Below are 12,046 nucleotides of genomic sequence, written 5' to 3' on the forward strand. Positions count from 1 at the left end.
TAGAATAATTTAATACTCGAAAGGAGATCCCAATGTCAAAAACATCAAAATTAATGAAAAAAGTTAGTATCGCATTAACGAGCGGATTAGCAGTAAGTACATTAGCTGGCTGTGGTTCTCAAAATGCTGATAGACCAGACAAACCGAAAAATGACGATTGCCGTGATTGGGAGTTTGATGATGACGAAGGTGTTTGGGTTTGTGATGATAGCAGTAGTCATTACTACCATAGTTATTATCATGGCGGAATATTTTATCCTACAAGAACGGCACTTCATGCAAGTAGTTCTTATAAAAGTTATAAATCTTCTAGTAAATATGCAGGGCATACTTCGTCTTCAAGTAAAAGTGGTTTTGGAAAAGGTTCATCTGGAGGATTTGGTGGTTAATAATGGATAATGCAAATTTACAGAATCACAGACGAAAACGTAAAGAAGTATATCAAAAGCTTCCAGATTTTTGGGCGGATTTACAAGATTCTTATTATGCTTTATTAGACTATTATCCATTGACTGAAATTGAAGTTGGTGAAATTCATTCAATTACGGAACTAATTGGAACAATCTATGATAAGACTGCTCGGTTAATGAGACAGTTACCAGATGATATTTTTTATATGCTCGGTTATTCAAAGGAAATCGTCCCATTTTTACGTCATAAAACGATTGAAAGTGAAGGAATCATTAGAAGAATTGACCTTGTTCGTACAGTAGATGGTTGGAAACATTATGAATGCAATAGTGACACCCCAACTTTTATTATGGAGACCCATCATGTCAATGGTTACATTACGGATTATTTTAACTTGAAGAATCCTAATGCTGATAGTGAAATGAAACTTTCGAATGTCATAAATCATGTTGTCAACAAAAGCACAAAAGGGTTAGATAAACCAATTATTGTTTTTACAGCACATGGTGATCATGAAGAAGATTGGAAGACAGCTAAATATATCCAATCCTTATACAATGGTAAGAGTCAATTAATATCGCTAGAAGATTTACATATTATTGAAAACGATGGACTTTATACATCTAAAGGGGAAAGAATACACATTCTTTACCGACAAACCTATCCAATTGAACATCTAGAGCTTGATCAATCTTCAGATGGAACAAAAATTGGCCTGGCACTATTAGAACTTGTAAAAGACGGTAAATTGATTATTTTCAATCCATTATCTTCATTCTTACTACAGTCCAAGGCTATTCAAGCATTAATTTGGAATTTACATATAGAGCAATCAGATGTTTTTACTGTAGAAGAACATGGTGTAATTCGAAAACATTTTCTACCAACATTTCTAGAGCCGGATTTCTTTATAGAAAACAATCTCCCATATGTTGAGAAACCTGCATTTGGCCGTGAAGGAGATTCCATTAAGATTATTAACGGAGAAAACGGTCAACAAAGTAAACAAAATAACTATCATGATCAAGTTATGGTGTTTCAACAATATTCACCTTTACCTATGAGAAAGGTTATGACACCAGATGGAATGCTAGATTTACATGTATTAATAGGTAGTTTTTTAATTAAAGAAGAATACGGTGCAATTGGAGTACGTGCCGGGAATATTATTACCGGAAACGAAAGTTGTTTTTTACCAGTAGGAATCGTTGAAGAAAACATAAATTAATGAGGGGATGAGAAGATAAATGGATAGTATTGTTAGTACTTTAATGTATTTAGGATCAGGACTTATTCTGTTATTTATTGGATTTTTAGCATTTACTTTTACCACTAAGATGAGTGAACAAAAATTAATTTTAGAGGACGGTAATATTGCCGTTGCACTGAAATTAGCGGGAAAATTAGTAGGTTTAGCCATTGTTATTATGTCAGCAGCAAAGTATTCAGTTAACTATGGTGATTTCATTATTTGGAGCTTAGTTGGTATTATAGCTCAAATGGTAACTTATTGGATTGCAGAATTTGTATTATTTCCAAAAATTTCATTTGCTAAAAAGGTTGAAGAAGGAAATATAGCAGTAGCTGCTTTATTGTTTACTTTAAGTGTAACAGTAGGTTTATTAATTTCAGGTAGTATTTCATATTAAAGTATAAATGAGAATGCTAGAATGGTATTCTCATTTTTTCATTTCTGTCTTTAGTCTAATCAAGTTAGATAAACTGACAAACTAATTATGATTTTTACCTTTTATTAAAATTCTTTTAAATGTATGCTTAATGTAATTCATTTATTTAAACTTCAAGAAGGGGGAAGAGCGTTGACTTTAAACATAAAACAGCTTTCTAAAAATTTTGGAGAAACTATTGCCGTTAACGAATTGTCATTGACTTTGCCTACAGGAAGAGTATTAGGTTTATTAGGTAGAAATGGAGCAGGTAAAACGACCACTATTAAAATGTTATTAGGTCTTCTTACACCTACAAAAGGAGAAATAACTTGGAAAGGGAGTCCATTTAAATCCGATAAAGTTAAGATAGGGTATTTACCAGAAGAAAGAGGATTATTTACCAAAAGCAAGGTTGTTGATCAGCTTAAATATTTCGGGAAATTAGAAGGTATGTCTAATAAAGAGGTTGATGTAGCAATAACATATTGGCTAGACCGTCTAGAAATACCGCATTATCGAAATAAAAAGGCTGGGGAGCTTTCAAAAGGTAACCAGCAAAAAATTCAACTAATTGTAACTTTATTACATAACCCTGAGTTAATTATTTTAGATGAGCCATTTAGTGGACTAGATCCAGTTAATGCAGAGTTAATGGCTTCAATTATTATCGAACAAATTCAGAAAGGGAAAACGGTCATATTATCAAGCCACCGTATGGATCAAGTGGAGGCTTTTTGTGAGCATGTTTGTATACTTAAGAACGGTAATGTAGTCGCTGAAGGCAGTTTAAATAGCTTAAAAGAAGACTATGGGTATAGAAATTTAATTTTAGAAGATCTAACATCGATTAAACAAATACTAGATTCCAATAATGTAAGTTATGAACAAAAGCAATTAGGAATTTACGTAAAGGTAAAAAGTGATGAGGAGGCTTTTACGATTTTAAATCGTATTAAGTCAAACTTGGGTTCTATAAAGAAGTTCCAATTATTAGAACCTACACTAAATGATATCTTTATAGAGAGGGCGAAATAAATGAAGAAGTTTAGTACGGTCTTTTTATTTCATTTACGTGAAGGTCTTCTGGCAAGAGCAACGATGATAATGAGTGTTATTTTATTTGTATTAGTCGTTGGAATATTTGGAGTACAAAAATATTTTGCTGGTACAGAAAAGAGTAATAAGGATAAAGATAAAATTGTATTAATCGATAACTCGAAAAATTATTCAGTAGATATTGCTAGTTTAAACAAAACGATTAAATCTGCAAAAATCGAGCAAAGCGATGCATCGAAAGAAAAAGATTTAAAAAATCAAATTGAAGATGGTTCAAAAGATGGACTGCTTATTCTTACCGAAACGAACAATATCCCGTCAATTCAATATACGTATAAAAAGTTTTCAAATAGTGAAGTGCTTTCAGTCGTAAATATGACTTTGCAGCAAAATTACATAAATAAAACTGCCCAAGATTTGAAGCTGTCGCCTGAATCTGCAACAAAGTTATTGCAAAAAGTCGAAGTAAATGAAATTGTTCTAAAAAATCCAATGGCTACATTCGGAATTGCTTACTTTTTCGGTTTCTTATTATATATGTTTCTTTTAATCTATGGAAACTCAATTGCAACAGGAATTGTTGCTGAGAAGTCTTCTAGGGTAATGGAAGTACTATTACCAAAAGTAAGTCCTGTTGTGACTTTATACGGAAGAGTCATTGCGGTATTTTTTGTAGCTTGTGCACAATTAATTGTATTAGGAATAGGATTTCTGTTTGCCAATTTATTAGGCTGGGTTAATACGAATGCGATCTCTTTTTTCGGAATGAAAATAGATTTAGAGGCATTAGATACTACAACCATCATTGCATTTGTAGTTTATTTCTTATTAGGCTATTTACTTTATGGACTACTTTACGCAGCAATTGGATCAGTTGTTTCAAGAACAGAAGAGCTGCAAATGGTTCTGATGCCAATTACTATTTTAGTTGTAGCGGCTTTCTTTATTAGTATTAATGCATTAGTAAATCCAGGTGGTACATTTGTTCAAATTAGCTCATATATTCCATTTTTTGCTCCACTTGTAGCATTTTCTAGATTTGTAAGTGGAGAAATGAATTTTATAGAAATAAGTGCTAGTATATTAATTTTAATCGTTTCTATAATGATTTTAACTCGTGTTGCTAGCCGTATATATGTTAATGGGGTAATGTATTACAGTGAAAAAGTAAAGTGGAAAGATGTAGCTAGATTATTAAAAAGACAATAAAAAAAGATCTCATAGGTCAAATTGCTGACTCTTGAGATCTATTTTTTTATTGTCTAATTTTCTGTTGTATGCTAATTATCCTCTTCTTCTACACTACTTTTATCATCCTGCTGTAGAACTTCTAACACTCCAATTACAATCTCCGAAACACGTTTATATCCTCTTGTTTTATTTGGATGCATACTATCAATTAAATAATATGCACCGTTCATTCTATTCCACCCAACATTAGAGTATAGGTCGATGCATGGCAATGCGTAAAATGTAGCTACTTCTTTTACAGCTCTAGCATAATCAGATGTTAAATAACCTGCTTTATTTTTATCTTCATATTTTCCGTTGTGATATCTAGGTACAGGCGTCATAAGAATAATCCTACAATTTGGTAACCTTGTTTGTATTTTTTCAATCATTGAACACAAAGCTCCGATAAATGTAGATTCGTCTAAATTTGGTCGTTCATTTGTTGGGAACCCTTTTCCTAAAGGAATACCTCTACCAAAGTCATTTGTTCCACCCATTATTGTTAAAAGTTGAGTATTAAGTGGAATCGTAGCATTGATCCTTTGACTGTTACACATACTTGATAAAATTTCTGTCGTTCCATTTGGCTGTTGTTTAGGTGGTTGACCTTTGTAATTTCCGTTCTTATCAATCCAAGCAATCGAACCGTTTTCAGCTATAGTTGTTCCACCAATCCCTCTATTCACATGAGTCAAGCCTAACTTTTCCGCAACAGCAGGCTGCCATCCGTTAGACGAAGTGATACTATCTCCGTAACTAATCCATATTTTTGATTTGTAACCGGTTATTTTTTTTCCTTTTGCCTCGGCTATATTTGTAAATAATGAATTAAAAATACGTTTTACATACGATGTTAATCTTGCCATAGCAATCACCCTTTTTACATAGACATGTTAAGCCTATTTTCCAAAATGAAATTATAGGATTTTTTAACATGTAACATTTTATATATATAAATTATTCTATATTACATTTATTCAAATAAAATCAACTTAACAAAACTTTAATCGATTTTTAAAACTGCACTTCCAAAACAACAAAAAGCCTGTATCTTATAATTCTAGTCTAAGATACAGGCTATTCTTGGCTATACTTTTAGGTATCTAATTTGTAAATGTTTTTATTAGAGCTTTTTTTCATGAAGAGCCCTTTAATTAACTAAATGAGACCAATAGCAAATGTGATTGGATACAATACCCACATCAACATCCCTGCCTAGCCATTTCCTTTGATAATAACGTACGTAATTCCAATGGCTACCATATTCGCGATCAAATGATGTATTTTCGTTTTATAGGTTGCCATTTAGTAAAAATGTGAGCAAGAACTGCGCCAATGAAGGTGATCAAAATTGCTATAACAATAGCCAAATCAAGTTACTCCTCACAAAGGTAAACCAATATATTTTAATGCGGTTTTATAATGCTATTAAGTGTAGTTTAATTAGTTGACTGATCCTGCGGAATTTTATCAATTAAATTAGTATATGAATCTTGAATTCTCTTTGTTATGTCTCCACGCTTTCCTAAACCGATAGAATAGGATTTTTCATCAATTAAAACTGAAGTAACAGGTAGGATGTCAGAAACGGATGCTGTTGTAAAAGCTTCATCTGCATTTAAAAGTTCATCAATTGAAAATGGAATTTCTTTTACTTCGAGTCTTTCCTTTTTTGCAATTTCAAGTACCACTTTTCGAGTAATGCCATTTAGAATTAAGTGATTGGCAGGATGAGTGTATAGAGTAGAGTTTTTTACGATAAAAACGTTTGTTGCTGATCCTTCTGTAATGATCCCATCCCTATGCAAAATTGCTTCTTTTGCTCCTTTAGCGTAAGCCTCATTTTTTACTAAAACACTACCTAATAAGTTTAAACTTTTTATATCACAGCGAAGCCATCGAATATCATTCGTTATATAAGCAGTTATTCCTTTTTCCATAAGCTGTAATGGTCTATGATCTTCTCTTACTGTATATGCAATCAGTTGTGGCTTTAAATTAGCTTCGTCCTGGTAAATATGATTGCGATTCATTACACCTCTACTAATTTGGATATAAACATATCCGTTATCATAATCGCAAGTATTCATTAAATAAACTAAATCACTTTCAAGCTTTTTTAGATGCATTTTAAAAGGTATTAATATTTTTTCACAGCTTTCCTTCAAGCGAATTAAATGTGCATCGAGTTCAAAATATGACTTATTGAAAAAACGAATAACCTCATAAACACCATCTCCAAATTGATAACCTCGATCTAAAATATTTACATTAGCAGATTTTAAATCGACTATACGGTTGTTTAAAAGAACCTTTGTTTTCATACAAACCCCACTCCCTATTATCATTTAAGTTTGTTTGATTAAAAGCTTTCAAATAGTCTGGACTCAAATTTATAACCTTTGTTAACACTGTTTATTATGGTACATTCAATATATCACAAGTTTATTAAATATTTTGTAAAAAGGAGAGAGACAATGAAATTATTAATTTTAGGTGCTAGTGGGCTAGTTGGGAAGGCTTTAATAAAAGAATTTTCTCCTGATTGTGACGTTTTTGGAACGTTTAATCAAACAAAATTAGATTTGAAAAATGATCATCAATTACAATGGGATATTAATGATTCAGGGAAAATATTGACTTGGATTGACCGTATTTGCCCAGATGTAATTGTTTCTTGTTTACGTGGTGATTTTAATGTTCAATTTGAGGCGCATGCTAGAATAGTAGAAAAAGTAAAATCAACTTCAACGAAATTTTTATTTTGTTCTACAACAAATGTTTTTGATGGAGAAGTTTCAAAGCATCACGCTGAAAACGATCTTCCTGTTGCCGAATCAGATTATGGACAATTTAAAATAAGATGTGAGAAATTAATTCAGAATGAGATTGGCGATAATGGGATCGTATTAAGACTGCCAATGGTTTGGGGAAAACAATCACCAAGATTAAATGAAATAAAAGCTAAAATAGAAATGGATCAAGAAATTGATGCATATGATAATATTTTTTTAAATCATGCAATTGATACAGGAATTGCTAAGCAAGTAAGACAAATTATTGAAAATGATTTAAAAGGTATATTTCACCTAGCAACAACTACTATTGACTCGCAATACTCATTTATTATTAAACTTGTAAAAAGATTATCCAATGAGGGGAAAGTCAAATCTCTCACTTTAGAAAACTTTGATGAATACAATTTTGGATTATTGACTAATCGCACCGATCTGTCACCCAATTTTTACTATGATAGCGATGAAGTAATTGATCAATTAGTCCATTAAATTCCAAAACAAATTCAAAATCCACTAGTGATTAAATATTCTTAATATTTTGATTGTATAGCTGAAATTTGTAACATATACTAATTTTAGTATGAACATACTTTTAAAATACTGGTGGTGAATGGTATGGAGGAACCAAGATCAAGGCCTTGGGTGAGTCAGTATCCAGAGCAAATACCAGCTACATTAGACGAACAGTTCGATTTATTACCAACATATTTAAAGCAAACAGCTTCAAAATATCCAACTAAGAAAGCGCTTAATTTCCTTGGAAAATCGATGACCTTTAATGAAATTTATATTCAATCTTTAAGATTCGCCAATTTCTTAAGGAATTTAGGAATTAAAAAAGGCGATCGAGTTGCTATTATGCTTCCTAATTGCCCTCAAGCAGTGATTGCTTATTATGGGATTCTTTTTGCAGAAGCAATTATCGTCCAAACAAATCCGCTATATACAGAGCGTGAACTTGAATATCAAATGAATGATAGTGGTGCAACAGCTATTATTTGTTTAGATTTATTAATTAATAGAGTGTACGAAGTAAAAAAATCTACTAATCTACAACATATTTTTGTTACTGGGATTAAAGACTATTTACCATTTTTTAAAAAGCTGTTATATCCTTATTCAAAGCAGCCAAAGGCACCAGAGATTCCTAATGATCACTCGATCCATCAATTTAGTTTTATAATGCAAATATCTGCACCGATTGAACAGGATCTATCAAGCAGTAGTGTAGAAGATGTAGCAATCCTTCAATATACTGGAGGAACTACTGGATTTCCAAAAGGTGTCATGCTTACACATAAAAATTTAACATCAAATACGTTAATGGCAGAGAAATGGTTATATAAAAGTAAGAAGGGCCAAGAAAAGATTTTGACTGTCTTACCATTTTTTCATGTTTATGGGATGACGACATGTATGAATTTATCAATTATGTGTGCGTATGAAATGATTATTGTACCCAGATTTGATGCAACCCAAATGCTTGAGGCGATCAATAAATATCGACCTACATTGTTTCCAGGTGCACCAACAATGTATATTGCATTATTAAATCATCCGGATTTAAAGAATAACGATATATCATGTATTCATGCTTGTTTAAGTGGATCTGCAGCATTACCTGTTGAAGTTCAAGATCAATTTGAAAAGGTGACAGGTGGAAAATTAGTAGAGGGCTATGGTTTATCAGAAGCTTCTCCAGTTACACATAGTAATTTCCTGTGGGATAAGCGAGTAACGGGTAGCATTGGAGTTCCTTGGCCAAGTACAGATGCTAAAATAGTATCTCTAGAAACTGACGAAGAGTTACCTTATCGTGAAATTGGGGAATTAATCGTTTCAGGACCACAAGTAATGAAGGGATATTGGAATCGACCAGAGGAAACCGCTACGACGTTAAAAAATGGCTGGTTATATACAGGTGATTTAGGCTATATGGATGAAGAAGGCTTCTTTTATATCGTTGACCGTAAGAAAGATATGATTAATGCAGGAGGATTTAACGTTTATCCTAGAGATATTGAGGAAGTATTATATGAACACGAGGCTATTAAAGAAGCAGTTATAGTTGGTATTCCTGATGCATATCGTGGAGAAACAGTTAAAGCTTACATTGTATTAAAAGAAGGAAAATCGGTGACTGAGGCTGAATTAGATGATTTTTGTCGGAAATATTTAGCAGCCTATAAAGTTCCGAGAGTTTATGAATTTAGGAATGAATTACCAAAAACAATGATTGGTAAAATCCTAAGAAGAACATTACTAGAAGAAGAAAAACAAAAAAATACGAAACCTGAGGATTCAGATGAAAATTTAATATAATAATATATGGGGGATGATCACATAAGCATCCCTCTTTATTTTACGCACTGTTATAAAAATACTATGCTAAAATAAAATTTAAAGACTGATTAGAAAAGAAGCCTGATAAAATTAAATGAAAGTACAAAGATTAAATAGAAGATAAAAAACTTATGTAAAGAAACTTTATACAAGAAAATATTACAGGACAATTGACAATTTTCTGATAAATTTGTATTATGAGAATATGAATGATTATTCATTCACTGTAAGAAGGGGTTAATAAAAAATGAAAAGAGATAAGCCAAAATATAAACAAATAATTGATGCTGCAGTTGTTGTAATTGCTGAAAATGGCTACCATCAGGCGCAGGTTTCTAAAATTGCAAAACAGGCTGGTGTAGCTGACGGAACAATCTATTTGTATTTTAAAAATAAAGAATCTATCTTAATTTCACTGTTTGAAGAGAAGATGGGAAATTTTACTGAAAAAATTCGTGAAAAAATTGAAGGTAAACCGGATGCGATATCGAAATTATTAATGTTGGTAAAAACTCACTTTTATGAAATGTCTAAAGATTCGCATTTAGCAATCGTTATGCAATTGGAAGTGAGACAAACTAATATTGACCTGAGATTAAGAATAAATGAGGTACTAAAAGAGTATCTACATATCATTGATTCAATTTTAAATGAAGGAATCAATAGTGGTTTGTTCGACAAACAATTGGATATTCGTACAGCTAGACAAATGATCTTCGGCACGATTGATGAAGTGATGACCCATTGGGTAATGACCGGTCAAAAACAAGATTTAGAGTCCAAAGCCGATAAAGTTCACCAACTATTAATAAGAGGATGCGGGTACCAAAATTAACGTTCTAGTACATTTTGAAAAATAGGGAGGAATAGTTGTGAGTTTAATTCAATGTAACATATCCGATGGTATTGCATTATTAACAATTCAAAATCCACCAGCAAATGCAATGTCTTCGGTTGTATTTGCTGATTTAGTTAAGCGTTTAGATGAATTAGAAAATAACAATGATGTAAGCGTTTTAGTTGTTCATGGAGAAGGTAGATTTTTCTCTGCAGGTGCAGATATTAAAGAATTTACTTCTTTCAAAAATGCTGAAGATGCAGCAGCTGTTGCAAGAAGAGGTCAACTAGTTTTTGATCGTGTTGAAAATTATTCTAAGCCGATCATCGCAGCAATTCACGGTGCTGCATTAGGTGGGGGACTAGAATTTGCAATGAGCTGTCATATTCGAGTTGTTGCAGAAAACGCAAAACTTGGTTTACCTGAATTAAACTTAGGAATTATTCCTGGGTTTGCTGGGACACAACGATTACCACGTTATGTAGGTAAAGATAAAGCGTTAGTTATGCTTGCAACTTCTGAACCAATTTCTGGTGTTGAAGCTGGGAAAATTGGATTAGCTACAATTGTAGTCCCTGAAGAAACTTTATTAGATGAAGCAAATGCATTAGCAGCTAAAATTGCTAATAAAAGTATGCAATCAATTCAATATATTCTACAACTACTATCTTCTACAAGAACTACTTCATATCATGAAGCGGTGGAAGAAGAGTCTAAATTATTTGGAGAAATTTTTACAACTGAAAATGCAAAAGAGGGTATTTCGGCATTTTTAGAAAAAAGAAAACCAGTGTTTAATAAATAAGTAGTTTAATATTTTAAAAAAATAGATGTAGTTACATTTCCTGGGAGGGTATAACAATGAACATTTATGTACTATTAAAAAGAACATTTGACACTGAAGAGAAAATTACAATTTCAAATGGTGCAATCCAAGAGGATGGCGCTGAATTTATTATAAATCCATACGATGAGTATGCAGTTGAAGAAGCGATTCAAATTCGTGACGCTCATGGTGGCGAAGTAACTGTCATAACAATTGGTAACGAGGATAGTGAAAAAGAACTTCGTACAGCACTAGCTATGGGTGCTGATAAAGCGGTGTTAATTAACGTTGAAGATGACGTTACAAATGCTGACCAATATACAACTTCTAAACTTATTGCTAAATACTTAGAAGATAAAGATCCTTCAATTATTTTAGCAGGTAATGTTGCAATTGATGGAGGTACTGGTCAAGTAGGTCCACGAGTTGCTGAATTATTAAATATTCCTTACGTGACAACAATTACTAAAATTGACATTAATGGTACGACAGCTACAATCGAACGTGATGTAGAGGGTGATACAGAAATCATCGAAACATCTTTACCATTATTAATCACTGCTCAACAAGGCTTAAATGAACCAAGATATCCATCTTTACCTGGTATTATGAAAGCTAAGAAAAAACCTTTAGATGAATTAGAATTAGATGATCTAGATTTAGAAGAAGATGAAGTTCAAGCAAAAACGAAAACAATTGAAATTTACCTACCTGCGAAGAAAGAAGCAGGCAAAGTTTTAACTGGTGAATTAAAGGATCAAGTAAAAGAATTAGTTTCGTTACTACGTTCTGAAGCAAAAGTAATCTAATTTTATTGAATAGTAGAACAGAATAATAGATTAATATTGTAATAGAAAATTTTGGAGGGAAA

12 protein-coding genes are annotated in these 12,046 nt (G+C 32.2%); 10 read left to right on the forward strand and 2 right to left on the reverse strand.

Translation table 11 applies throughout. From position 1 onward, the window contains the following. Window positions 1-32 precede the first annotated feature (32 nt). The 5 genes from MY490_RS04825 to MY490_RS04845 all read left to right on the forward strand — a co-directional run bounded on the left by MY490_RS04825 (window position 33) and on the right by MY490_RS04845 (window position 4,346). Window positions 33-389, forward strand: a complete 357-nt coding sequence (locus MY490_RS04825; protein WP_248268218.1) for a hypothetical protein — start codon at window positions 33-35, stop codon at window positions 387-389. Between the two features lie 2 nt (window positions 390-391). Continuing rightward, window positions 392-1,639: a glutathionylspermidine synthase family protein gene (locus tag MY490_RS04830; RefSeq protein ID WP_248268219.1), complete on the forward strand. Its 1,248-nt coding sequence runs from the start codon at window positions 392-394 to the stop codon at window positions 1,637-1,639. Between the two features lie 19 nt (window positions 1,640-1,658). Further along, window positions 1,659-2,060 (forward strand): DUF350 domain-containing protein, encoded by a 402-nt coding sequence (locus MY490_RS04835; RefSeq protein WP_069034569.1) that lies wholly within the window; start codon window positions 1,659-1,661, stop codon window positions 2,058-2,060. Window positions 2,061-2,231: 171 nt separating this feature from the next. Continuing rightward, the gene (locus MY490_RS04840; RefSeq protein WP_248268220.1) at window positions 2,232-3,116 is read left to right on the forward strand and encodes an ABC transporter ATP-binding protein; all 885 of its coding nucleotides are present in this window, start codon (window positions 2,232-2,234) and stop codon (window positions 3,114-3,116) included. Next, window positions 3,117-4,346, forward strand: coding sequence for an ABC transporter permease (locus MY490_RS04845; RefSeq protein ID WP_248268221.1), 1,230 nt, complete (start codon window positions 3,117-3,119; stop codon window positions 4,344-4,346). Window positions 4,347-4,417: 71 nt separating this feature from the next. On the opposite strand, the gene MY490_RS04850 is transcribed toward MY490_RS04845, so the two are convergent. Then, window positions 4,418-5,236: an SGNH/GDSL hydrolase family protein gene (locus MY490_RS04850; protein ID WP_248268222.1), complete on the reverse strand. Its 819-nt coding sequence runs from the start codon at window positions 5,234-5,236 to the stop codon at window positions 4,418-4,420. Between the two features lie 573 nt (window positions 5,237-5,809). After that, on the reverse strand, window positions 5,810-6,694 hold the full coding sequence (dat, locus tag MY490_RS04855) for a D-amino-acid transaminase (RefSeq protein ID WP_248268223.1): 885 nt from the start codon (window positions 6,692-6,694) through the stop codon (window positions 5,810-5,812). A 153-nt stretch (window positions 6,695-6,847) separates the two neighbouring features. Between dat and MY490_RS04860 the strand changes: the two genes are divergently transcribed. The 5 genes from MY490_RS04860 to MY490_RS04880 all read left to right on the forward strand — a co-directional run bounded on the left by MY490_RS04860 (window position 6,848) and on the right by MY490_RS04880 (window position 11,984). Then, entirely contained in the window at window positions 6,848-7,657 is an 810-nt protein-coding gene (locus MY490_RS04860) for a sugar nucleotide-binding protein (RefSeq protein WP_248268224.1), read from the forward strand. A 126-nt stretch (window positions 7,658-7,783) separates the two neighbouring features. Next, window positions 7,784-9,490: an AMP-binding protein gene (locus tag MY490_RS04865; protein ID WP_248268225.1), complete on the forward strand. Its 1,707-nt coding sequence runs from the start codon at window positions 7,784-7,786 to the stop codon at window positions 9,488-9,490. Between the two features lie 268 nt (window positions 9,491-9,758). Then, the gene (locus tag MY490_RS04870; RefSeq protein ID WP_056472373.1) at window positions 9,759-10,346 is read left to right on the forward strand and encodes a fatty acid metabolism transcriptional regulator FadR; all 588 of its coding nucleotides are present in this window, start codon (window positions 9,759-9,761) and stop codon (window positions 10,344-10,346) included. A 37-nt stretch (window positions 10,347-10,383) separates the two neighbouring features. Then, window positions 10,384-11,154 (forward strand): enoyl-CoA hydratase, encoded by a 771-nt coding sequence (locus MY490_RS04875; RefSeq protein ID WP_248268226.1) that lies wholly within the window; start codon window positions 10,384-10,386, stop codon window positions 11,152-11,154. Window positions 11,155-11,210: 56 nt separating this feature from the next. Continuing rightward, window positions 11,211-11,984 carry an electron transfer flavoprotein subunit beta/FixA family protein gene (locus MY490_RS04880; RefSeq protein WP_069034559.1) on the forward strand — a complete coding sequence of 258 codons (774 nt, stop codon included), beginning with the start codon at window positions 11,211-11,213 and terminating at the stop codon, window positions 11,982-11,984. The last annotated feature ends 62 nt before the right edge of the window (window positions 11,985-12,046 follow it).

Source organism: Gottfriedia acidiceleris, assembly GCF_023115465.1.
Classification (GTDB): Bacteria; Bacillota; Bacilli; order Bacillales; family Bacillaceae_G; genus Gottfriedia; species Gottfriedia acidiceleris_B.